Here is a 24,366-nt window from a genome sequence, read left to right on the forward strand (position 1 = left end):
CCTAAACAACGACTGCCTGACGTCGGTGCTTAGCTTTGAGTTTGGCTGACAGATTGCAGTTATAAAAGCGAAAAAGTGCACGGTTTCTTTACGCTTATAATAGATAGATGAGCAGCTTTCGCATGCTTAAACTAGGGTCGCTAAGCCCCCAACCTGCGCCTTCATACGCCAGCATAGCTGACCGCACCTAAGACGCGCTGTACGCAGCAATTTGACGCCTGTGTGTTACTTCAAAGTTTGAAGTTAGCGCATGCGTTTTGCAGCCAGCTCCATCGCTTCAAGCTTTTTGCGTGCCCTGTTGACTACAATCAATCTGGTTAAAGCACAGAAGATCTTTTTGGCTAGACTGGCTCAACATGACAATTAGTGAGCTGTCCACCACCAAAACCGAACCAAGCCCAATTACCAGTAACGAGATAAACGTCATCCGGTTCTGCATCTATAAGAATATCGACCACGTAACCGCCTTTTAGCAAGATACATTCAAACCTGTGGAAGCGAGATTCGAACCGAGCATAGGGGTCAAGTATGCCATTGTGAAGCGAAACGAATTCTAAACGATCCATAAAAACCCCATAACGATAATCGCGGTTAAAACGTGGTTTGTTCTGATCGAATACATCCCGCAATTCTCTGTAATCATCAGCTGTATACTTAACTGCTGCATCAAGAGTATCTCCATGCTCTCGAAATAAACTATATTGTCTCAAGTCACTAAAACCGGTTGACTGAAAGTCAACAAGACTTTCAAATCCAAAACGCCCATAACGCTCAAGTTCATCTAGAGAACTAAAGCCTGTTTTCTGAAAATCGGCCAACGTTTCGATTCCCTTACTGCTGTAAAGTTCGTACTCTGCAAGGGTTGAAAAGCCAGTCGCCTCAAATTCAGCCAATGTCTCGAGCCCTGACACCCGATAACGGTCATACTCTTCGAGCGTTGAAAAGCCAGTCGCCTCAAATTCCGCCATAGTTCCAATCCCATAGTTCTGGTATCGGTTCCACTCAATGATCGATGAAAAGCCACCTTCGGTTCTTACCTTTTCAAAGTAGAAAAACACAGTAGCCGACAGAGCTGCAATGGCAGCAAAAGCAAATACCTTCTTCATTTTAGTCCTTTTGGAAAATTTATAGCATCGATACCGACAAGAAACGCTACACTACTGTACAAGGCCGGTAAAAATTCACCCATCACCGACGATGGGAACCAAGTTTATATAATCGTCACGCTTTTGTTTAAAACTCATTGTCCTAGTCGACCTTGTCAACACCGTATGCAACTCAAATCACAAAATAAACGCAGATTTGCACTCCTGCTTTTTGGGGCTTGGCCTTATTAGTCCGTCGCACTTCGAAAACCGCCATCCTATTTTTAACAATGTCTTGACCTACTCATCTAGTCAGCGCCTGCGTTTTGCAGCCGACTGCATCGCATCAAGCTTCCTTCGCGCCCGTTCCGCTTCCGTTGCGCCAGTCGCCGCCACGCCGCGCTGCACAGCCCTGCCCTCCGTACTCAGCAATACGTCCACGTCCATCAGCATGCCTTTGCGCACGTAATGATCATCAATTTGCTTTCGGCTCGTACCCATATTTTCAGCCAGCATGTCGTACGTTGCTAAATTGTAGCCCATGTCCCTAAAGCGTTCTTCCGCATAGTAATGCCTCAAGCTGTAAGCCGTGCGTCGATCACCATTTTCGTCATACAGCAAGCCAGCTTCTTCAAGCATTTTGGGCAAAGTTTTATAAAATCCGTTGTTCTGCTTGCCGCTTGCATCACAAAACACCCAATCGTTTGCATCAGTATGCCCCGTAAGCTTGCAAAGCTGTTGATAATGAACGTTCAAAAAGTAATGTGATCGTACAATCCGCGTGCCCGTTTTAGTGTTTTTGGGCACAATTATCTCCAAGTACTGCTGGCCCTTATCACTTGTTTTAACTGAAATATCTTTGTGCTTAAGCTGCAAAACTTCGCCTGTGCGCATGCCTGTTTCAGCAAGCCATGTAAGATAAAATTTGAGCAGCTGACGGTTATATTTGTGCGCCGAGTTAACCCGCTCGTCGCTTACGCCTCTGCCATCAACCCATCGCTGCATGTAATCCTGCAACTCCATGTATTCAGCATGTGAAAACGAAGGACGCCTTTTTGCTGCAATGCCCTGCCGTACAAAAGTGTTTTCAATAATCGGCATGTGCAAAATAAGCTTCATGCTGTTCGCCCAGCCAAATATTTCACGCAAAGCGCTCTGCTCCATGTCCATGCTTTTTTTAGCTGGTTGCAGCGCATGATTGGCGTGTCGTTTGCGCTCAGCTTCGTCCGCCCTCGCCCAATACGTCATGCGCCAGTTCCAATAACCCTGCACAAATGCATGTGTCATCTCGTCCAGCTTCATAGTGCCAAAATATGGTAGCCAGTAACGCTGTGCGTGTTTCTCGTACCACGTAACGCGTTGCGAAATTCCATTTCTGCCTTTTGCATGTTGCAATGCTTCAAGCCGTTGCCGCTTATCAGCCCACCAAATCACGTATAAATCTTCAAACGTCAGCTGTTTGACTGGCTCTTTTTTCTTAGCACGCAAGCGCAAGTCGTCGTATTTGTCCAAAGCGTACCGTCTCGCTTCTTCTAAATCGGTTTCGCCCGTACTTTCCTGTACATAGGTGACCTTGTTTCCATAAACGTCCTGCATGCCCCGTACGTGTATGCGCATGTGATAAATGGGCCGTTTTGCATGCTGACGATGAAAAAGAATGATTTGGCCGTCTTTAAGCTCGACTTTGTTCAAGTAACTTTTGCTCATAGCAGTGCCGCCAGTATCATTTCCTTGTAAAACTACTGTAAAAGCAGCAGCATTATCTGTCTATCAAATGCTTCATGTAAATAATCTGTCAAACCCATAAACAAAGAAAAAGCGCAGTAAAAACTGCGCTTTTCCAATAATTTAGCATTTTCAGTATAAGCGAAAAAATTAACGCTTAGAGAACTGGAAGCTCTTACGGGCTTTTGCACGACCGAACTTTTTACGCTCAACAACGCGGCTGTCGCGTGTGATGAAGCCTGCAGCTTTCAAAGCGGCACGCAGTTCGGGGTTGTAAAGCTGAAGTGCTTTGGAGATGCCGTGCTTAACCGCGCCAGCCTGACCGGAGAGGCCACCACCTTTGACAGTTGCAACAACGTCAAACTCGCCTTCAACGCCTGCAACCTGCGATGGCTGCTTGACGATCAGCTGAAGGACGGGACGGGCAAAATAAACAGGCATATCTTTGCCGTTTACTGTGACCTTGCCGGAACCCGGCTTGATCCAAACGCGTGCAACCGCGTCTTTACGCTTGCCTGTCGCATAAGCGCGGCCAAGGGCGTCACGAACGGGTTCACGGGGGGCAGCAACTTCGATTGTTGCTTCGCCACCGGCGACGGCATTAAGCTCGTCGAGGGATTTGATTTCATCAACCATGATTATGCGCTCCGAGTGTTTTTCTTGTTCATGGACTTAACGTCCAGGACTTCGGGCTTTTGTGCCTCGTGAGGATGCTCGGTGCCTGCATAGACGCGCAGGTTTGTCATCAATTGGCGCGACAGCTTGTTGCCCGGAAGCATACGCTGAACAGCTTTGACCATGAGACGCTCGGGGTGTTTGCCCTCAAGGATCTGACCAGCTGTACGCTGCTTGATACCGCCCGGATAACCGGTGTGCCAGTAGTGGATTTTGTCGGTGCGTTTTTTGCCCGTCATCTGCACTTTATCAGCGTTGATGATGATCACGTTGTCGCCCATGTCGATGGACGGTGTGAATGTGGCCTTGTGCTTGCCACGCAAACGCATGGCGACGATAGACGCGAGACGACCAAGAACAACGCCTTCAGCGTCGATGATGATCCATTTCTTGTCCACGTCCGCCGGAGTAGCGGTGAAAGTGTTCATATTATAGCCCTTTGGGGTCGAGAATTCAGATTGGGGTGTTCTATAGGTTCTGCACGCACAGTCAAGCACCGCGAAGCTTCAATAATCCATTAAAAACAGGCACTTGTGAAATAGGTATTATTATACCCCAATTTCACACCCCTTTTCCCGCCACATTGCGCTCTATCAAGCACTTTGGCGCAAAATCGTCTACACTCACGCCACTTCCCCCCTAACGGAGCCGCCCATGACGCTAATCACACGGTTCACCGACCACCTCAAACAGATCGTTTATGGCGGCAATGACGGGATTGTCACCACCTTTGCCATAGTTGCGGGCTTTGCGGGGGCCGAATCCCAAGGCGCGGCGCAGATCGGCGCGTTGGCCGTGTTGCTGTTTGGTTTGGCCAACCTGTTTGCCGATGCCGCCTCGATGGGGCTTGGTGAATTCCTGTCAGCCCGTGCCGCCCGTGATATGATCAAACGCCGCCGCGCCACATTGGCCCGTGATCCCGCGTCCCAAGTGGACGCGCTCACCGCGCACCTCAAATCGCGCGGGTTGTCCTCCCTCGACGCCACCACGATGGCATCGCTCACGGCCAAATCGCCCGAGCTGATGGCCGAGCTGACCCTGAGCCAAGTCGATGGGATTGAGGATCCGGGCCAAGGGCCGCTTTGGCCGCGCGCTCTTGTGACCTTTGTGTCGTTTGTGGTGTTCGGGGCCATTCCGCTCCTGCCCTACTTGCTCGGGCTGCCTGTTGAGACACAGACGCCTGCGGCGATCGTGGCGACATTCAGCGCGCTTGGCCTTCTTGGGGTGTTGCGCCATGTCGCGACACGTGCGGGCCTTGTGCGATGCATGGGCGAGACGATTGCGGTCGGGGGATTATGCGCGGGCGTGGCCTATGGTGTCGGGTTGCTCGTCGCGGGCGGATAAGGCGCTGCACCGCTCGGGTGGCAATCTGGTATACAACTGTATACAGCCCCTTCCCCCTCGTCCGCGTTTACAGTATAGACATACTCAATAGATAGACACTGCCTATCCTTAAGGAGCGCACCCGATGACAAAGATCAAGGTAGACAATCCAATCGTCGAAATGGACGGCGACGAGATGACCCGCATTATGTGGGCGTTCATCAAAGACAAACTGATCCTGCCCTATCTCGACCTCGACCTCCTGTATTATGATCTCGGCATTGAATCGCGCGACGAGACGAACGACCAGATCACGATTGATGCCGCCGAAAAGACCAAAGAGGTCGGTGTGGCGGTGAAATGTGCGACCATCACCCCCGACGAGGCCCGTGTTGAGGAGTTCAACCTCAAACAGATGTGGCGCTCGCCCAACGGCACGATCCGCAACATCATCGGCGGGACAATTTTTCGCCAACCGATCATCTGTAAAAACGTGCCGCGCCTTGTGCCCGGATGGACCAAACCGATTGTTGTGGGGCGTCATGCCTACGGCGACCAATATAAAGCCTCCGATTTCACATTCCCCTCTGCGGGCAAATTGACGATGAAATTCGAGGGCGCGGACGGGACGATTATTGAACGCGAAGTGTTCGATGCGCCCTCCGCCGGTGTCTATCAGGCGATGTATAACCTTGACGCGTCGATCTACGACTTTGCGCGCTCGTCGCTCACATACGGCCTCAACCTCGGGTGGCCTGTCTACCTGTCGACCAAAAACACCATCCTCAAGGCCTATGACGGTCGTTTCAAAGACATCTTTGAAGAGGTCTACGAGGCTGAATTTGCACAAAAATACAAAGACGCAGGCATCTGGTACGAACACCGCTTGATCGACGATATGGTCGCCTGTGCGCTCAAATGGTCGGGCGGCTTTGTGTGGGCGTGCAAAAACTATGACGGTGACGTGCAATCCGACACCGTGGCACAGGGCTTTGGCAGCTTGGGCATGATGACCTCGCAACTGTTGACCCCAGACGGCAAAATCGTTGAGGCCGAAGCGGCCCACGGCACCGTGACGCGCCACTACCGCCAACACCAAGCGGGAGAGGCCACATCGACCAACTCCATCGCGTCGATCTACGCATGGACGGGCGGGTTGAAACACCGCGCCAAATTGGACAGCAACGAACAGTTGATGCGCTTTGCCACCACGCTCGAAAAGGTGATCGTAGACACGGTCGAGAGCGGCCACATGACCAAAGACCTCGCCTTGCTTGTCGGCCCCGATCAAGGATGGCTGACAACGATGGGCTTTTTGGAGAAGATCGATCAAAATCTGAATAAGGCGCTGGTGGGCTAGATTGGCCGCAATATGACCAGACCGACACAAGAACAGACCAAAGGCCACCCAGACACGGGTGGCCTTTTCGTTTGGACCTGTACAACCAAGCCCGCTATACAAAGCTTGACGCGATCCAATCCGGAGCGTCCGTTGACCCATACTCAGGAACACCAAAGACATGACATACACGCGCTTTTCCCTTTCCTTACTTGCACTTGTCCTCACCACCTCACCCGCTTTGGCGCATTTGCCCGCGGGTGAACACGGATCGTTTCTTGCGGGGGCGTCCCATCCGTTGTTCGGGTTGGACCACGTGATCGCCATGCTTGCCGTTGGCGTCTGGGCGCTGCAAATCGGCGGGCGCGGCATTTGGGCGGTGCCTGCGGGCTTTGTCGGCGCGATGGCCCTTGGCTATATCGCGGCGGGCTTTGGCGCACCTCTGCCCTTGGTCGAGCCAATGATCTTGGCCTCCTCCATCGTGTTCGGGATTGTGGTGCTCCTCGCGCTGCGCCCCACCGCGTGGATCGGCATTGCTGTGGCGGCGTTTTTCGGACTGTTCCACGGCCATGCCCACGGGGCCGAGCTTGGTGATGCGCAGGCGCTGACCTTTGGGATTGGCTTTATCGTCGTCACCGCCGCCCTGCACGCCCTCGGCATTGTCATGGCGCAGTTCATGGCCCGTGCGCATCCGCTTGCCCCGCGCTTTTTAGGGGCCGCAAGTGCTGCGCTTGGCCTGTCGCTCGTGCTGTCGTAAACGCCCGAACTCCAAAACCCTGCGCCCCTGACACGAAAACCTCACGTCACGGGCGCAGGGATCGCTAGACAGGTCAATAGTGCTGCCCTAAGGTGGCGCTATGCCCTCACCCATCCCCCTCCCCGTAGACCCGCCCAAACACACCGCACTCGAAGACCTGCAAGGGTTCTCGATCAGCCTTGTGACCACCGCCATCGGCCTGAGCTTTATCACGCAGCTTGGCTTTATCACGGGACAAACTGCGGGTTTGGCATTGGTGATTTCCTACCTCACCGAATGGTCGTTTTCGTGGGTGTTCTGGCTGATCAACATCCCGTTCTATGCCCTTGCATGGGTGCAAATGGGGCGTGAGTTTACCCTAAAATCAATCGCTTGCGTGACGATCCTCTCGATCTTGATGGAGGTCGTCCCGAACTGGATGCAGTTTGCACACCTCAACCCGCTGTTTGGCATCGTGGCCTTTGGCGTGCTCACGGGCTACGGCCTACTCGGCACCTTTCGCCACAAAGGATCGCTTGGCGGCTTGGGCGTGGTCGCACTTTATGCCCAAGACCGCTTTGGCATCCGCGCAGGATTTGTCCAACTCGGTTTTGACGCGATTTTGTTCGGGGTCGCCTTTTTCCTCTTTGCCCCCGAGCGCGTGCTCTATTCGCTCCTCGGCGCGCTGATCCTCAACGGGGTGATCGCGTTCAACCACCGCCGCGACCGCTATATCGCGCCCTAACGCCCCCTTGCCTTTTGCGCCGTTTGGGTATCCAAGGCGGTCATGCAAACACCAGATCAAAAAACCGCCAATCACACTGTGTTCGAAGATGCCCAAGCCTTTGTCTATGGCACCGCCATGTGCGCCTTTGCCGTGGTGATGCTACGCGATCTGGGATTCATCACGGGCCAAACGGCGGGTCTCGCCCTATTGATCTCTTACGTCCTAAAGGCGTCTTTTGGCTGGGTGTTCTTTGCCGTCAACCTGCCGTTTTACTGGTTTGGCTACAAACGCATGGGGATGAAATTCGTCCTCAAAACCTTTGCCTGTGTGGCGCTGATATCAGGGTTTTCCGAGCTATTCCCGCACCTCATCTCATTCGAGCGGGTCAACCCCGTCTTTGGTGCGGTGATGATCGGGTTTCTACAGGGCGCAGGCCTCATGGCCATCTTTCGCCACGGCGGATCACTTGGCGGGATCGGCATTTTGGCGCTCTACCTGCAAGACGCAACCAAGCTAAAGGCAGGCTATGTCCAACTGGGTTTTGACGTCATCTTGTTAGGTGTCGCGGCCTTGCTTTTGCCGCTCACATTGGTCGCCTATTCCCTTTTGGGCGCTGTGATCCTCAACCTCGTGATTGCCATAAACCACCGCCGCGACCGCTACATCGCGATGTAACCCCCGATACCCAAACGAACTTGTACGGGACACCATATGCAATACATCTTTCTCGTTCTTGCTATCGTCTTTGAAGTCATTGGCACAACGGCCATGGCCGCCTCACAGCAGTTCACCAAAATCGTACCTGTCGTCATCTTGGTTGTGTCCTACGGCTTGGCATTCTACTTTCTCTCGGTCACCCTTAAAACACTCCCCGTGGGTATCGCGTATGCGATGTGGTCGGGACTGGGCATCGTATTTATCTCTTTGGTCGGATATGTCGCCATCGGCCAGAAACTCGACTTTGCCGCCGTGATCGGCATGAGCATGATCATCGGTGGCGTCATCGTGATCCAACTTTTTTCCAAATCCGCTGGCCACTGAGCGCGACAATCCGCAACAAGGCAAAAGATCGGCCTTTTGTGCTGGCCTTTTGCCCCGCTAAGCGTTACGGCCCTCCCAAACGAGTAACGCACGCAGCGCTGCGTGCCCCGAACGCACGGATATAAACCCAATGGATCTTCGCAATATTGCTATCATCGCTCACGTTGACCACGGCAAGACGACGCTTGTGGACGAGCTTCTCAAACAATCCGGCACCTACCGTGCCAACCAAGCCACCACTGAGCGGGCTATGGACAGCAACGATCTGGAGCGTGAGCGCGGGATCACCATCCTCGCCAAGGCGACATCGGTTGAATACAAAGGCCACCGCATCAACATCGTTGATACGCCTGGTCACGCCGATTTTGGCGGCGAAGTGGAGCGCATTTTGTCCATGGTTGACGGTGTTGTCCTCTTGGTCGATGCCGCAGAAGGCCCGATGCCCCAGACCAAATTTGTGACCTCCAAAGCACTCGCTCTTGGCCTGCGTCCTATCGTTGTGCTCAACAAAGTCGACAAACCCGATGCCGAGCCTGACCGTGCCCTCGACGAATGCTTTGATCTGTTCGCCTCGCTCGACGCCGACGAAGATCAGCTTGATTTCCCCCACCTCTACGCCTCTGGCCGTAACGGGTGGTGTGACACCGAACTCAACGGCCCGCGCAAAGATCTCGATGCGCTGTTCAACCTTGTGCTGAACCACGTGCCTGCGCCAAAGCAGCTCAAAAAGCAAAACGAGCCGTTCACAATGCTTGCAACCACCCTTGGTGCCGATCCGTTCTTGGGTCGTTTGCTCACAGGTCGTGTTGAAACAGGGACGCTCAAAACTGGCGCGACTATTCAGGCGCTGACCCGCAACGGCCAAAAGATCGAGCAGTTTCAGGTTAAGAAAATTCAGGCCTTCCGCGGTCTGGCAATGCAAGACATCTCTGAGGCTATCGCGGGCGACATCGTATCCGTTGCCGGCATGTCCAAGGCGACTGTGTCCGACACGCTGTGCGCCCTCGAGATTGACACCCCTCTCGAAGCACAACCCATTGATCCGCCAACGATCACCGTAACGTTTGGCATCAACGACAGCCCGCTTGCAGGTCGTGATGGTAAAAAAGTTCAGTCGCGCGTTATCCGTGACCGCCTGATGAAAGAAGCCGAAGTGAACGTGGCGATCAAAGTCACAGACACCCCCGGTGGCGAAGCGTTTGAAGTTGCCGGTCGCGGCGAATTGCAGATGGGCGTGCTCATCGAGAACATGCGCCGCGAAGGGTTCGAGCTTTCGATCTCCCGCCCACAGGTTCTGATCCGTGAAATCGACGGCGTGAAAATGGAGCCGATCGAGGAAGTCACAATCGACGTCGATGACGAATACTCCGGTGCCGTGATCGAAAAACTGACAGGAACCCGCAAGGGCGAAATGACAGAAATGAAACAACAAAACGGCAAGACACGCATCATTGCCAACGTCCCCTCGCGTGGCCTGATCGGCTACCACGGTGAGTTCCTCACCGATACGCGTGGCACGGGCGTTCTGAACCGCGTGTTCCATGAATGGGCCCCACATAAAGGTCACATTCCGGGCCGCCGTCAGGGCGTTTTGATCTCCATGGATGCCGGCAAAGCCGTATCTTACGCACTGTGGAAACTCGAGGATCGTGGTCACTTCTTTATCGGTGCGCAGGAAGATGTCTACCAAGGCATGGTCATTGGCGAGCACACCCGTGAGAACGATCTCGAAGTGAACCCGCTCAAAGGTAAACAGCTCACCAACGTGCGCGCCTCGGGTACAGATGACGCGGTGCGTCTGACCACACCTGTGACGCTGACCTTGGAGCAAGCGATTGCCTATATCGACGACGACGAGTTGGTCGAAGTGACGCCAAACGCGATCCGTTTGCGCAAACGCTACCTTGACCCGCACGAGCGCAAGCGTCACGCCCGCTCCGCGCAGTAAGCAGCGCCCACTAGACTGACAAAAGGCGGCTCCCACATCGGAGGCCGCCTTTTCATATGGCATATCGTCAATTGGGCTTACTTTGGATCGTGGCTCTGTTCCAACATGTCCCAGTCGAACACAACCCCCGTCCCCGCCGTATCCGCCGCCACTGCGCGATGGTTTTCGACCACCAAGGGCCGAGTGGTGTAGCGATCAATCGGGAAGGAATGCACCTCGATCCAGCCCGCATTGGGCTGTGCGCTGACCAGACCTACATGCAACTCCTGCATCCCGTGCGAACACACCGGAATGCCACGCACGGCCGCCGCACGCGCAACTGACAACCACCCTGTAATACCACCGCAATTGGAGGCATCGGGTTGAATGTAGCTCAATTTAGAATGAGCAAAGGCGCGGCGAAACTCATGGATCGTGTGCAGGTTCTCACCCATGGCCAAGGGCACGGATGTGGCGTCTGCGACCACAGCGTATCCTTCAAAATCGTCGGGATCGATCGGCTCCTCAAACCACGTAATATCAAAGGGTTCCATCGCCTTGGACAGGGCAATCGCGGCCTCAACCGACAGTGAATAATTGGCGTCGACCATAAACGTTACATCGGGACCGATTGCCTCACGCACCGCTTTGATACGGGCGATATCCTCGTCATGGGACCGACCCAGTTTGATCTTCACCCCGTCAAATCCACGCGTCACGTAGCCTTTGACGCTCTCGAGCAACTTGGCCTCGGTGTAGCCAAGGTCGATGCCACCGCAATAGGCTCGACAGGTGCGATCCGCTCCCCCCGTCATGCGCCACAACGGCGCATCCTCGCGCTTGCCACGCAGATCCCAAAGCGCAATATCAATCGCAGACATCGCAAAAGACGCGATACCGCCCCGCGCCACATAGTGGACGTGCCACTGCATATCGTCATAAATGGCGGCAATGTCGCGTGCATCCTGCCCGATGAGCCAGTCGCAAAAATCATAGGTTAACATGGCCAAAATCGCCTGACCACCTTTGCCGCCGGTGTAGGTGTAGCCCGTGCCCGTCAGACCGTCCTCGGTCGTGATCGTCACCGTGATCACCTCAAAATGCGTGTGATCACCATGTTTGGCATCAACCAACACCTCGTCTAACGGAATACGAAACAGGCGCGGCGTGACGGTTTTAATCTTGGACATGTGTGTATCTCCTCCCGCGCAAGAGTTCACAACACGCGGGGGAGCATTGTCCAGCCGTAATTCTTGGCTATTCGGTTATCTCAACCACAACCAATTCACGCTCCGAGCTGTCCTTGGCAAAGGCAAGCGCCTCTTGGTACTCAGGGCTTTCGTAACAGGCCACAGCCGCCTCGACACTGTCAAAGCGGATCACCACATTGCGCGGGCGGTCTTTGCCCTCGAGTTGGACATGACGCGCGCCACGCGCGATGAACGCGCCGCCATGCTTGGCAATCGCTGGCCCCGCCAGTTTGGCATATTTTGCATACTCGTCTTCATGCGTCACAGACACATGCGTAATCCAAAGCGCAGCCATATCAGGTCTCCTTTTCGCCGTGTGCGGCGGTATCCTATGGGCCTCATCAAAACCCGTTTGTAATCATTATGTAGAGCGCTACGTTCCATCCGACCCAAAGAGTTCAGGAAGATCCTCACCCTCGACCATCACCACATCCCGAGTGGCCGAGCGCATGGAAAGGGGCAAAATCTCTTGGTATTCATCACACATGTAGCAGGCATCGGCCGCCGCTTTGTCTGGAAAAACCAAGATCGTGTGGAACTTTGGCCCCTTGCCCTGCACGTACTGCCCCACCGTGCCCTTGACAAGGACACGGCCGCCATACGCAAGCAAGATCTCCTCCGCACGTTGCGCGTAAGTGCGATAGGTCACAAAGTCGACGACATCCGTATGAGCGATCACATAAAACGCCATAGGTTTGTTATCCCTTCAGCACGGCCTCAGCCGCTGCAATTGCAGCCTGAGCACCGGAAAAATCCTTGCCGCCCCCTTGGGCCATATCCGCGCGACCACCGCCGCCCTTGCCGCCCACTTTGGCAACTGCCGCTTTGAGCACGTCAACGGCGGACACGGTTTGCGTCAAATCATCGGTCACACCACAGGCCACCGCGACCTTACCATCATCATCCGCGATCAAGAGGATCACACCGGAGCCAAGGTTGTTTTTGTGCGCATCGATCAAGCCACGTAGATCTTTGCCAGACACGCCGTCCAACGCTTGGGCGAGGAACGCGATGCCGTTCACAGTGATCGCCTCAACCGCGCCACCTGATGCGCCGCCGCTCATGGCGATCTGTTGGCGCAGGTTTGCGACCTCTTGCTCGAGCTTTTTCCGCTCGTCAGACAGCGCTTTGACACGGTCGACAACTTCGCCCACAGGGGCCTTTAGCACGGCTGCGACCTCATCGGCGCGACCGGCCGCTTGTGCCATATACTCAATCGCCGCCTGACCTGTGAGCGCCTCAATGCGGCGCACGCCCGCAGACGATGCACTGTCGCCCGTGATCACACAGACACCGATGTCGCCCGTGCGCGCCACATGCGTGCCTCCGCACAGCTCGAGCGAATAGGTTTTGCCGTCCGACCCTTTGCCAGTATCCGCGCGCCCCATAGAGACAACGCGTACTTCGTCGCCGTATTTCTCGCCAAACAGCGCCTGAGCGCCAATCGCGCGCGCATCATCAGGGGTCATAAGGCGGGTCTCAACCGGCGTGTTTTGACGGATAAACGCGTTCACATCAGCCTCAACAGTGGCCAGTTCCGCAGCACTCAAAGCCTTGCCATGGGAGAAATCGAACCGCAAACGATCGGGCGCATTGAGCGATCCGCGTTGCGCCACATGATCGCCAAGCGTGACGCGAAGCGCCTCGTGCAACAGGTGCGTGGCCGAATGGTTGGCCCGAATGGCAGAGCGGCGCGTGTGATCGACCTCAAGCACAGCCGGTTCACCCACGTTGATGGCCCCCGAAACAACCTCAGCGATGTGAATGAACACACCCGCGACCTTTTTGGTGTCAGTGACTTTTGCAACGTTGTCGTCGACACGGATCACGCCCATGTCGCCAACCTGTCCACCGCTTTCGCCGTAAAATGGCGTCTGGTTGACGACGATTTGCACCGTATCGCCCGCCTTTGCGGTCTGGACCCGTGCGCCGTCTTTTACGAGTGCGACGATCTCGCCCTCGGCCTTTTCGGTCTCGTAGCCCAGGAATTCGCTCACGCCTTTGTCTTCGGCGACATCGTACCAAACGGTTGCATCCGCAGTTTCACCCGATCCGGCCCATGCCGCGCGCGCCTTGGCTTTTTGCTCAGCCATAGCGACATCAAACCCGTCCGTGTCGACCTCACGGCCTTTTTCACGCAATGCATCTTGCGTCAGATCAAGGGGAAATCCAAACGTGTCGTAAAGTTTAAACGCGGCGGCACCCGCAAGTTTTTCACCCTCACCCAAACCGTCCAACTCGTCATCGAGCAATTTCAAGCCACGCTCAAGTGTCTGTTTGAAACGGGTTTCCTCAAGGCGGAGCGTTTCCTCAATCATGGCTTGGCCCTGACGCAATTCGGGATAGGCATCGCCCATTTGACGCACCAATTCCGGCACAAGGCTATGCATGACCGGATCTTTCGCCCCAAGCAGATGCGCGTGACGCATGGCGCGGCGCATAATGCGGCGCAACACGTAGCCGCGCCCCTCATTGGACGGCATAACGCCATCGGCGATCAGAAACGATGTCGAGCGCAAGTGGTCGGCGATCACACGGTGATGCACGTTTTTGTCGCCAAACGGATCGACGGACGTGGCGTGCGCAGACGCCTCAATCAGCGCTTTCATCAGGTCGGTGTCATAGTTGTCGTGCGAACCTTGCAATAACGCCGCGATCCGCTCTAGCCCCATGCCCGTATCAATGGATTGCATATCCAGATCAGTCATAGACCCGTCCGCAAAGCGTTCATTTTGCATGAACACCACGTTCCAGATCTCGATGAAGCGGTCGCCATCCTCGTCGGGGGAGCCGGGAGGGCCGCCCCAGATGTGGTCGCCGTGGTCGTAAAAAATCTCGGTGCACGGACCGCACGGCCCCGTGTCGCCCATCTGCCAAAAATTGTCAGAGGTGGCGATACGGATAATGCGTTCTTCGGGCACACCGACCTTTTTCCAGATATTAAAGGCTTCGTCATCGGTGTGGTAGACGGTGACGTAGAGTTTGTCTTTTGGGATGGCGAATTCGCCGGTGATCAATTCCCATGCAAACCGGATAGCATCATCTTTGAAATAGTCGCCAAACGAAAAGTTGCCGAGCATTTCAAAGAATGTGTGGTGGCGCGCGGTGTAGCCGACATTGTCGAGGTCATTGTGTTTGCCCCCTGCGCGCACGCATTTTTGGGCCGATGTCGCCCGCACATAGTCGCGTTTTTCCAAGCCTGTGAAACAGTTTTTGAATTGAACCATGCCCGAGTTCGTAAACATCAAGGTGGGATCATTGCGCGGGACAAGCGATGAGCTGTCCACGACCTTATGGCCGTTGGTGTCAAAATAGTTCAGAAAGGTGGACCGGATATCGTTGACGCTTGGCATGTCGGGGCTCTTGTTTTTGGGCTGGAATTGCTGTCCTTCGGGTGTATCGTCCCTTTCTCAGCCTGTCCATCACCCGCGCCACGCAAAAGGGCCGAAACACGATGGTTCCGACCCTTTTTCGATTGTTTTTATCTGTGGCGCGCCGCGTTTATTCCGCCTCGTCGCCCTCAACCACATCTGTGGTTTCTTCAATGGCTGCGAACTCTTCGGCGAGATCGAATTCAAGCCCGTGGGATGCGCGAATTTTATCTTCGATCTCAAGAGCAAAGCGGGAGTTCTCTTTCAAGAACCGCTTGGCGTTTTCACGCCCCTGCCCGATGCGTTCATCCCCATAAGAGAACCATGAGCCAGCCTTGTCGACCACACCCGCCTTGACCCCAAGATCAAGAAGCTCACCGGTTTTCGAAATGCCCTCACCGTACATGATATCGAATTCGACCTGTTTGAACGGTGGTGCCACTTTGTTTTTGACGACTTTCACACGTGTCTCGGAGCCGACGACCTCATCGCGGTCTTTGATTTGACCGATGCGGCGAATATCCAGACGTACAGAGGCGTAGAACTTCAACGCGTTGCCGCCCGTTGTGGTTTCGGGCGAGCCGAACATGACGCCGATTTTCATCCGGATTTGGTTGATGAAAATAACTGTACATTTGGAGCGGTTGATCGAGCCTGTGAGTTTGCGCATGGCTTGTGACATCAGGCGTGCCTGAACACCCACGGAGCTATCGCCCATGTCGCCCTCTAACTCGGATTTTGGCGTCAAAGCTGCAACAGAGTCGACGACAACCAACGACACCGCGCCAGAGCGCACCAAAGTGTCGACGATTTCGAGGGCTTGCTCCCCTGTGTCGGGCTGCGAAATCAGCAACTCGTCAAGGTCGACCCCCAATTTGCGGGCATAGATCGGGTCAAGCGCGTGTTCAGCATCGACAAAGGCGCATACACCACCTTTTTTCTGCTCTTCGGCGACACAGTGCAGCGTGAGCGTGGTTTTACCCGACGACTCCGGCCCGTAGATCTCAATGATCCGCCCCTTGGGGATACCACCGATGCCAAGCGCGATATCAAGGCCAAGTGAGCCGGTGGAGGTCGATTCGATCTCTTGGGCGGGATTATCCGCACCCAATTTCATGATCGACCCTTTGCCAAACTGCCGCTCGATTTGCGCAAGCGCGCTATCCAGTGCCTTTTGCTTGTTGCTGTCGTTTTTGCTCATCTCTGCTGCCGCCGCTTTAGCCATTGATCTCTACCCTTATTTCACACCCGTCTTGGGGCGGCAACGGAAACTCGATGGACCGTGGCGCACGCAAGGACAAGTTATGTTCCTGTCTTGTTCTCTAAAATCCTTATGAGATCAAAAAGAGAACATTTCAACCAAAAACTGATCCCCCTAGCAGTCGCACAAACTGGTTAATGCATTCTCTACGCGGATTTATACGGCGCGCGTCCCCTAAAAATAGCGGGAGGAATGCCGCGCAAGGCATTGAAATAAAACAAACTGCGCACGGCGATTAGATGGCGTGTACCGTCCCGTGATATCTCAAAGGGCCGCGAAATAAAAATCACACCTCGAACTGCGCCTGCACAACCTCGGTCAATTCCGACAATGAAAACGGCTTTTGCAAGAACACCGAATGGGGAATCTGCGCCTGTTGGTCCGAGAAATGATCCTCGGCATAGCCCGACATAAAGATCACTTTGACATGCGGGCGCGCCTCACGCGCCTGTGTCACCCATGTCGGGCCATCCATTCCGGGCATGATCACATCGGACAAGAACAGATCGACGTGTAGGGCCTCATCTTGCAAATGCTCCAACGCCTCCTCGGCACAGTCGGCCTCGATGACGGTATAGCCGCGCAATTTGAGGGCACGCGCCGCGAACGCGCGCACGGGGGCCTCATCCTCGACCAAAAGCACAACCCCCTCGCCGCGCTCAACCACGCGCTTGGGTGTGGTCACAACCGTAGCGACCACATCGGCGGCACTTGCGGCGTGGGTGGGTAGATAGATCGAAAACTTTGTTCCGATCCCGATCGCACTATCGACAAAGATAAAGCCACCGGTTTGCTTGATGATCCCGTAAGCCGTCGACAGGCCCAACCCCGTGCCCTCGCCCGTGCGCTTGGTGGTGAAAAACGGCTCGAAAATTTGCTGCAATTGCTCTTTGGGGATACCGCGTCCCTGATCGGCCACCGATATCACCACGTAGTCGCCCGCGGGGACGGTTGCCCGCCCCTTTATCACCGCTTCGTTGAACTGCATGTTGCGCGATTCAATCGCGATCTGACCACCCGTCGACATCGCATCGCGCGCGTTGACAACGAGGTTCATAATCACCTGCTCCAACTGACGTTTGTCCACGCGAATGGGGCGTAGATCATCATCATGTGACACGGCGAGCGTGATTTTTTCGCCCACCAGACGATTAAGCAAATGTGTAAGATCAGACAGCGTATCGCGCAGGTTGATCACTTCGGGTTTGAGGGTTTGTTTGCGCGAAAAGGCGAGCAATTGCCCGACCAGTGCAGCCGCACGGTTCGCGTTTTGATGGATTTGAACCAGATCGGCATATTCAGGGTCCGAACTGTCGTGGCGCAACAATAATAGATCGCAGTGGCCCGAAATAGCCGTGAGCAGGTTGTTGAAATCATGCGCCACACCGCCCGCCAATTGACCGATAGCCTGCATTTTCTGGCTTTGGACAAACTGCGCTTCGAGGGCTTTGAGTTGGGTCGCATCCGTCAACACAGAGACCAATTCGGTTTCGCCATCTGCCCCTTCGACGCGGGTCAGGGAAATCTGTAGGAACGTGTCTTTCTCGGGCAATGACGCGCGCACGAACTCTGGCTTATGCAATCGTCCCTGTGCGACATCCCCCGCCCATTCCGCCACCGAACGCCCCAACCCCTCGACGACCGCGCCGAGATTTAGCGCGCGCGGATCCGCGGGCATCGCAAGCAAATCACGCGCCGCGCGGTTGCTTTCTAGAATGGATCCATCAGCGCTCACCTTGAGCAAGGCCACGGGCAACGCATCAAAATCCGTCCATGCCCCCAGTTGCGGCGTCAACTCAGGCAGGAAATAGACCTCTTGGCGCCCTGTCGGGCTGTCGTATTTGACCACCCGCGCGCTCACCGGCGCACTCTGTCCCGATAGCAAATGCAAATCACCACTGCGCAGCGGCAAGTCGGTGACAAGCCGGTCAAGGGAGGTCGGGCGGTGCCCGATCAAACGGTGCAACGCCGCATTGGTGAACAACAGCTTGCCCTTGGGCGACAGCACAAGCATGGGAAGCGAGACCGCCTCACCGCCAACACCCGCCTCGCCGCGTTCTGTCAAATCCTCCAGACGCCATAAAAAGCAGTCCCCGCCCTCGCCGACCAGATGCACCGACAGGCGCATATGACCGGTACGGGTGGCCACATCTTCAAAAGCCGCGCCATTGGTGTGGGCTTGGTTTTGCAGTCGCGTGAGGGTGGCAGACGGGGCGGCAAATAACCCTTCGATGGTGGCAATAATGGAGTGTCCGTCACAGGCCCCAAACCGGCTCACTGCGGATTTATTTTGATAATCAATGGTTCCGTCTGCATCGGTGGTAAAGGACGGGGCGGCATCATGGGCGACAAATGTGGCGATTGTTGCGTGAAACAAAAGGCGCTTGCGCCGCTCTCGGGCAATCAACACCCGCAAGATCAACACGGACCAAAACAGCGCCGCCCCGCAAACAAAAAGCAACAAGCCCAAGCGTGCATTGGCGACCAAAAACGCGGCCCCGATCAGGGCCAGACCCGCGAGAAAAAACCACACGGCAAGAGGTGCGAGACGGTGACCCAGACGCCCAAGCGGCCCGACACTCATATTTGCTGCGTTCACAAAAGATCCTTCTCGCCGTTTTGGCAATGAGATGTTCGCACGCTTTGAGTGCGCGCCCCAATTGGTCCGAGCGCTTTAAGCGCCCGTAACCATTGTAATAAACACATCACTATCGGTAAAGTTGTTTTGTGGCGCGTATCGGGCGCTTAGCCCGTATGGCGCAGCACGCAGACGAAAAACCCGTCCGCGCCCTCGATGGGCGTGATCAGACGCGATGTCTCAACCGTAAACGCGGGGTGGCGCGCAACAAAGCCCGTGATCTGTTCGCTATTTTCAACGTCGAACAGCGAACAGGTGATGTAGCCAAGCACACCGCCCTTGGCCACGCGTGGGGCAATCTCATTGAGGATTTGCGCCTGAAGCTCAGTCAATTCGGTAAGACGCTCTGGGGTGAGCGCCCATTTCGCTTGCGGGGCACGTGACCATGATCCAGATCCTGAACAGGGCACATCCGCCACGATCAAATCGTAGCTGTCCTCGAGTTGCGCCGCACGCGCGGTGGTGATTGTGACGCCAGCGCGCGAGGCACGCGGAGCGATATCTTGCATCCGTGTGGGGTCGATATCATGGGCAGTCACGGCCACATCGGCTTTGCATGCCAAGGCCAACGCCTTGCCACCGCCGCCAGCGCAATAATCCAACACACGTTGACCGTCTTGGACAGGCAAGGCGTTGATAACCGCTTGCGACCCTGCGTCCTGCACTTCGACGGCACCGGTGAGATAGGCTTGCGCGCGCGCGACCATTCGCGCGCCCTCAGTTACGATCAGGGCGCAGTCGCTCAACGCGTGGGGTTGGGCGGCAATGTTATCCTCGGCCAACATCTCAATCGCGTGACCTAATGTGGCCTTGCGGCGATTAACGCGCAAAAAGACGGGGCTGCGCTCGCGCCCGATGGCCAAAATAGCATCCGCATCCGCGCCCAATGCCGCGTCGAACTTTGGCAGTAACCAGTCGGGCGTATCAAGGCGCACACCGCGCCCTGCCGCATCCAACGTGACACCATCGCGCTCTGCATCCGTCAACGGCTCCGGTGAAAACCGCTCGCCTGTGAACAATGTGTCCAGATCAACACCTGAGGCTCTAAGCGCGCCGATTATCACTTGGCGGCCCGTGGGTGTCGCCTCGCCCGCTCCCCCAAGCCATGCGTAAGAGCGCAAACACCGCACAGCATCAAAGACGTAGTCACGGATCGCGCGTCGATCTTTTGAGCCCGCATACCGATTGCCCCGCGCCCAATTGGTCAAGGCCCGTTCGGCATTCACACCGGACAAGATTGTGTCCAGCAATTCGATGGCGGCGGAGAGGCGTGCGGTCGGTGTCATTGGCAACGTAACCCTTATGGGAGGACAAAACGCAACGGGGGCCTGACGCCCCCGTTGAGATTTCTACATGATCACACGGCTTTAGCCCACGCGGTAATTCGGGCTTTCGCGGGTGATCTGCACGTCATGGACGTGGCTTTCTTTCAGACCTGCACCGGTGATTTTGACGAAGTTACACCCTTTGCGCATCTCTGCCACAGTTGCATTACCTGTATATCCCATGGCCGCGCGCAAACCGCCGACCATTTGGTGCAACACCGTGCCGACCGTTCCTTTGTACGGCACTTGGCCCTCGATGCCCTCAGGCACGAGTTTGTCCGAGGCCGCATCTTTTTGGAAATAGCGATCCGCAGAACCGCGCGCCATAGCGCCAAGCGAGCCCATACCACGGTAGGATTTGTACGAGCGCCCTTGGTAAAGAATAACCTCACCGGGGCTTTCATCCGTGCCCGCAATCATCGAGCCGACCATGGCCACAGAGGCCCCCGCTGCAATCGCTTTTGCGAAATCGCCCGAGAACTTGATCCCGCCATCCGCAATCACCGGTACGTCACCCGCAGCTGCGGCACAGTCCATAATCGCGGTGAGCTGTGGCACGCCGACACCGGCCACCATGCGTGTGGTACAAATTGACCCCGGCCCGATGCCCACTTTGATCGCGTCCGCACCAGCACCGATAAGCGCCTTGGCGGCCTCACCCGTGGCAATGTTGCCGGCGATGATTTGTACCTTGTCGCCAAACTCTTTCTTGGCGCGCGCAACGGCATCAATCACGCCCGACGAATGCCCGTGCGCCGTATCGATCACGATCACATCGACGCCCGCATCGACCAAGGCGGCAGACCGTTCAAAGCCACTGTCGCCCACAGAGGTCGCCGCAGCGACACGAAGACGGCCAAGATCGTCTTTACACGCAGACGGGTTCAAAACGGCCGTCTCCGTGTCTTTGAGGGTCAAGAGACCCGTCAACTTGCCCGCACCATCGGTGATCAGCAGCTTTTCGATCCGGCGCGCTTTCATCAGCGAAATCGCCTCATCGCGGTCGGCAGGTTCATTCAGGATCGCGAGGTTGTTAGACGTCATCACCTGAGACACAGGCGTGTCCTCGGAGGTGGCAAAGCGCATATCGCGGTTGGTCACAATGCCCACAACGCGGCCAGAGCCGTCGATCACGGGAAAGCCCGTAAAGTTGTATTGCACCGCCAAGGCGCGGGCATCGGCAATGGTCTGATCCGCGGTCAACGTGATCGGGTTATACACGATCCCGCTTTCGAACCGTTTGACGCGGCGCACCTCGTTGGATTGATCCACCACGTTAAGGTTCTTGTGGATCACACCCATTCCGCCCATCTGCGCCATGGCAATCGCCATACGCGCTTCGGTCACGGTATCCATAGCTGAGGACAGCAACGGGATGTTCAATTTAATTGATTTTGTCACGAACGTAGACGTGTCAGCAGTAGACGGCAGCACAGATGATGCCCCCGGAACCAGCAATACGTCGTCAAAGGTGAGAGCCTCGCGAATCTCCATCCAACTTCTCCTTGGGGTGATACGGTTTGGCATGTCCCTATTTCATGGATCTTGCCGCTTGGGAAGGGTCTGATGCGGCTTTTGCGCCCCTGCCCTCAAAATTTAGCGCCGCACCCCATTTCGAGATGCGGCGCTATCGGCACACAAACAGCTAAAGACGGCTCTAGATCGTCGCGGCGTTGGTCGCTTTGGACAGTTTTCCGCGCGCCCAGATTTGCATGATTTTGAACGCGATAACCGAAATGGCGAGTGTCGCCCCCACAAGTTCAAGCCCGCCGATGATGGCAAAGGGCGTCTGTTGAAACTTTGCCGCGGCAAACATCAGATTGGCAAACGCCGCCATAGGAAAGGTAAACGCGCCCCACAAAGCGGTAAAATCCCCCTTGGTGAAATAGCGCGCACTTAGCAGCATCACGGCCATAACGGCAACGCCCAGATACCCAAAAGCCACAGCCATGCCGCCATGACCAAGGCCCGCCGCAACGATCCCGAACAACGCAACGGGTGCAAGGTGAATAGCCAACAGCGGGCGCAGCGGCGGTGGGACATCTGCCTTTGCGAATTGCAGCGCAGAAATCAGCCAAATAGCTGCTGCAATGGGCAAGGTTGTCGCCAACAACAGACTTGCCAAATCGGGCCAACCCACCGCAGGAGCCGCAACACCGCCAATGATGAACCCGACAAAACTAAGATGCCACACGGGTGTCACACGGCGCTGTTCAGGCGGTCCGATGATGAACGAACGGATAATCAACGCGGCAATGATCGCATGACCCATTAAAGAGGCCACAAGCACGACTTTGGCCAAGGGAATTGAAAATGGCACAAGGGCCGCAGCAAGAAGCATCCCCGCGCCTGTTCCCGCCGAAAGCCCCGCCCGTCCGGGTAAAATGCGCACATCATCGGCGACCACTGACAGACGGCGCACCGCCTTGGCTTTGTAGGCAATCACCCCGAAGATATAGAGCAACGACACAGCGCCAAGGATCAGCTCGCCAATCCACGCAGGCGCATTAAGTGCAACGCCTGCCTGACGCCATGCCAACCCCATACCGAGCAAGCCCAGCATCGGTGGAAAGATCGCGGGTGGTGTCGCCCGCCATAGCCCCTTTGGCGGGGCATTGAGCGGCGGTGGCGGCGGAAAATACGGTTTCTTAGGTGAGGACGTGTCAGACATGGAATGCGCCTTTGTCATATTGCGCCCCATGAATATCACGCCACGCGCGGCGCGAACACCCTCAGGCGCGTGCCGCGTTGTCGCGGTGCTCGACCCGCTGAGCGCACCCCATAAAAAAGGGGGCCGTGGCCCCCGATTTTCGAATACATACCTGCGGATATTACGCCTTGGCGCGCATCGACAGGCCATTGGCGAACAAATGCACCTTGGACGGATCAGCGGTGAGATTGACAGTCGTGCCGCGCAACCCCTTATGAATGCCGGGCAATTTGGCAATCAGAGGATCGTTGTCACGTTCTGGCACAAAGTAGAGCAAGGTCACTTCGCCAAGTGCTTCGGTCATATTGACCTCACCGTTGATGATGCCCAAACCGCCCGCCTCGACCAAGGTCAAATCCTCGGGGCGCACACCGACATTGACGCGCCGCCCCATGTCGGAGGCCTGCGTGGGCACGTTCGATACCGCGATGCCTTCGCCGTCAAGTTTGACTTTGGTCTGTGCGCCGGTCTCGGTGATCTCGCCCGACAGAAGATTCATCGCGGGAGAGCCTATAAACTGCGCCACGAATTCGTTGTCTGGGGTCTCGTATAGCTCAAGCGGGCTGCCCACTTGGGCGATGCCTTTGTTGGCCAGAACCACGATTTTATCGGCCAAGGTCATCGCCTCGACCTGATCATGCGTTACATAGACCATCGTGCTATCGGGCATGCTTTCCTTGAGTTGTGCGATCTCCAAACGGGTCGCCACGCGCAAGGCGGCATCAAGGTTGGAGAGCGGCTCGTCGAACAAATAGACCTTTGGATCGCGCACAATCGAGCGGCCGATGGCCACACGTTGACGTTGCCCGCCCGAGAGCGCCTTGGGCAGACGGTCAAGGTAGTCCTCAAGCTGAAGGATCTTGGCGGCCTTGGCCACCGCCGCCTCAATTTCCGCCTTGGGCTTCTTGGCGATTTTAAGCGCAAAGGACATGTTTTCGCGCACAGTCATATGCGGATAGAGCGCGTAGGATTGGAACACCATCGCAATGCCGCGCTGTGCGGGTGGCACATCGTTGACGCGCAACCCGTCAATCTCCAGCGTGCCGCTTGTGATCTTTTCCAGACCCGCAATCATCCGTAACAACGTCGATTTACCACAACCAGACGGGCCGACAAAGACGATCAACTCGCCCGTCTTGATGTCGAGGTTGATGTCTTTGAGCACCTCGATCTTGCCGCCATAGGTCTTTGCCACATCTGTCAGTTTCAGCTCAGCCATTGGTGTTGTCCTCC

Annotated in this window: 21 protein-coding genes; 7 read left to right on the forward strand and 14 right to left on the reverse strand. The window is 55.7% G+C overall.

Annotated elements, in window-relative coordinates; genetic code table 11:
• Window positions 1-341: 341 nt before the first annotated feature.
• The 4 genes from IMCC12053_RS03025 to rplM form a co-directional block, all read right to left on the reverse strand.
• On the reverse strand, window positions 342-1,106 hold the full coding sequence (locus IMCC12053_RS03025) for a hypothetical protein (protein WP_062215623.1): 765 nt from the start codon (window positions 1,104-1,106) through the stop codon (window positions 342-344).
• A gap of 291 nt (window positions 1,107-1,397) precedes the next feature.
• On the reverse strand, window positions 1,398-2,792 hold the full coding sequence (locus tag IMCC12053_RS03030) for a tyrosine-type recombinase/integrase (RefSeq protein ID WP_062215625.1): 1,395 nt from the start codon (window positions 2,790-2,792) through the stop codon (window positions 1,398-1,400).
• A gap of 168 nt (window positions 2,793-2,960) precedes the next feature.
• Window positions 2,961-3,446: a 30S ribosomal protein S9 gene (rpsI, locus tag IMCC12053_RS03035; RefSeq protein WP_062215627.1), complete on the reverse strand. Its 486-nt coding sequence runs from the start codon at window positions 3,444-3,446 to the stop codon at window positions 2,961-2,963.
• A gap of 2 nt (window positions 3,447-3,448) precedes the next feature.
• Window positions 3,449-3,913 carry a 50S ribosomal protein L13 gene (rplM, locus tag IMCC12053_RS03040; protein WP_062215628.1) on the reverse strand — a complete coding sequence of 155 codons (465 nt, stop codon included), beginning with the start codon at window positions 3,911-3,913 and terminating at the stop codon, window positions 3,449-3,451.
• Window positions 3,914-4,139: 226 nt separating this feature from the next.
• Here rplM and IMCC12053_RS03045 point away from each other — a divergent pair, with 226 nt between their 5' ends.
• The 7 genes from IMCC12053_RS03045 (at window position 4,140) to typA (ending at window position 10,599) form a co-directional block, all read left to right on the forward strand.
• Window positions 4,140-4,829 (forward strand): VIT1/CCC1 transporter family protein, encoded by a 690-nt coding sequence (locus tag IMCC12053_RS03045; RefSeq protein WP_062215630.1) that lies wholly within the window; start codon window positions 4,140-4,142, stop codon window positions 4,827-4,829.
• Between the two features lie 124 nt (window positions 4,830-4,953).
• Entirely contained in the window at window positions 4,954-6,168 is a 1,215-nt protein-coding gene (locus IMCC12053_RS03050) for an NADP-dependent isocitrate dehydrogenase (RefSeq protein ID WP_062215632.1), read from the forward strand.
• A gap of 160 nt (window positions 6,169-6,328) precedes the next feature.
• Window positions 6,329-6,904 carry a HupE/UreJ family protein gene (locus tag IMCC12053_RS03055; RefSeq protein ID WP_062215634.1) on the forward strand — a complete coding sequence of 192 codons (576 nt, stop codon included), beginning with the start codon at window positions 6,329-6,331 and terminating at the stop codon, window positions 6,902-6,904.
• A gap of 100 nt (window positions 6,905-7,004) precedes the next feature.
• Entirely contained in the window at window positions 7,005-7,628 is a 624-nt protein-coding gene (locus IMCC12053_RS03060; RefSeq protein WP_062215636.1) for a YitT family protein, read from the forward strand.
• Between the two features lie 42 nt (window positions 7,629-7,670).
• On the forward strand, window positions 7,671-8,285 hold the full coding sequence (locus tag IMCC12053_RS03065; RefSeq protein WP_062215638.1) for a YitT family protein: 615 nt from the start codon (window positions 7,671-7,673) through the stop codon (window positions 8,283-8,285).
• A gap of 36 nt (window positions 8,286-8,321) precedes the next feature.
• A complete protein-coding gene (locus IMCC12053_RS03070) occupies window positions 8,322-8,651 on the forward strand; it encodes a DMT family transporter (protein ID WP_062215640.1) in 330 nt (109 codons plus the stop codon).
• Window positions 8,652-8,781: 130 nt separating this feature from the next.
• Entirely contained in the window at window positions 8,782-10,599 is a 1,818-nt protein-coding gene (typA, locus tag IMCC12053_RS03075) for a translational GTPase TypA (protein WP_062215642.1), read from the forward strand.
• 77 nt (window positions 10,600-10,676) lie between these two features.
• Here the strand turns inward: typA and IMCC12053_RS03080 are convergent, their stop codons facing one another.
• The 10 genes from IMCC12053_RS03080 to IMCC12053_RS03125 all read right to left on the reverse strand — a co-directional run bounded on the left by IMCC12053_RS03080 (window position 10,677) and on the right by IMCC12053_RS03125 (window position 24,352).
• On the reverse strand, window positions 10,677-11,768 hold the full coding sequence (locus IMCC12053_RS03080; protein ID WP_062215644.1) for a mandelate racemase/muconate lactonizing enzyme family protein: 1,092 nt from the start codon (window positions 11,766-11,768) through the stop codon (window positions 10,677-10,679).
• A 67-nt stretch (window positions 11,769-11,835) separates the two neighbouring features.
• Window positions 11,836-12,123 (reverse strand): DUF1330 domain-containing protein, encoded by a 288-nt coding sequence (locus IMCC12053_RS03085; RefSeq protein WP_062215646.1) that lies wholly within the window; start codon window positions 12,121-12,123, stop codon window positions 11,836-11,838.
• Window positions 12,124-12,201: 78 nt separating this feature from the next.
• Complete coding sequence (locus tag IMCC12053_RS03090; RefSeq protein WP_062215647.1) at window positions 12,202-12,519, reverse strand: DUF1330 domain-containing protein; 318 nt, start codon at window positions 12,517-12,519, stop codon at window positions 12,202-12,204.
• Window positions 12,520-12,526: 7 nt separating this feature from the next.
• A complete protein-coding gene (alaS, locus tag IMCC12053_RS03095; protein WP_062215649.1) occupies window positions 12,527-15,181 on the reverse strand; it encodes an alanine--tRNA ligase in 2,655 nt (884 codons plus the stop codon).
• Window positions 15,182-15,329: 148 nt separating this feature from the next.
• A complete protein-coding gene (gene recA / locus IMCC12053_RS03100; protein ID WP_062215652.1) occupies window positions 15,330-16,424 on the reverse strand; it encodes a recombinase RecA in 1,095 nt (364 codons plus the stop codon).
• Between the two features lie 322 nt (window positions 16,425-16,746).
• Entirely contained in the window at window positions 16,747-19,044 is a 2,298-nt protein-coding gene (locus IMCC12053_RS03105) for an ATP-binding protein (RefSeq protein WP_062215654.1), read from the reverse strand.
• Between the two features lie 161 nt (window positions 19,045-19,205).
• A complete protein-coding gene (locus IMCC12053_RS03110; protein ID WP_062215656.1) occupies window positions 19,206-20,384 on the reverse strand; it encodes an RsmB/NOP family class I SAM-dependent RNA methyltransferase in 1,179 nt (392 codons plus the stop codon).
• Window positions 20,385-20,465: 81 nt separating this feature from the next.
• The gene (gene guaB, locus IMCC12053_RS03115; protein ID WP_062215657.1) at window positions 20,466-21,917 is read right to left on the reverse strand and encodes an IMP dehydrogenase; all 1,452 of its coding nucleotides are present in this window, start codon (window positions 21,915-21,917) and stop codon (window positions 20,466-20,468) included.
• 163 nt (window positions 21,918-22,080) lie between these two features.
• Window positions 22,081-23,094, reverse strand: coding sequence for a TDT family transporter (locus tag IMCC12053_RS03120; RefSeq protein ID WP_062220792.1), 1,014 nt, complete (start codon window positions 23,092-23,094; stop codon window positions 22,081-22,083).
• Window positions 23,095-23,254: 160 nt separating this feature from the next.
• The gene (locus IMCC12053_RS03125) at window positions 23,255-24,352 is read right to left on the reverse strand and encodes an ABC transporter ATP-binding protein (RefSeq protein WP_062215659.1); all 1,098 of its coding nucleotides are present in this window, start codon (window positions 24,350-24,352) and stop codon (window positions 23,255-23,257) included.
• Window positions 24,353-24,366 lie beyond the last annotated feature (14 nt).

It is taken from the genome of Celeribacter marinus (assembly GCF_001308265.1).
Lineage (GTDB): Bacteria > Pseudomonadota > Alphaproteobacteria > Rhodobacterales > Rhodobacteraceae > Celeribacter > Celeribacter marinus.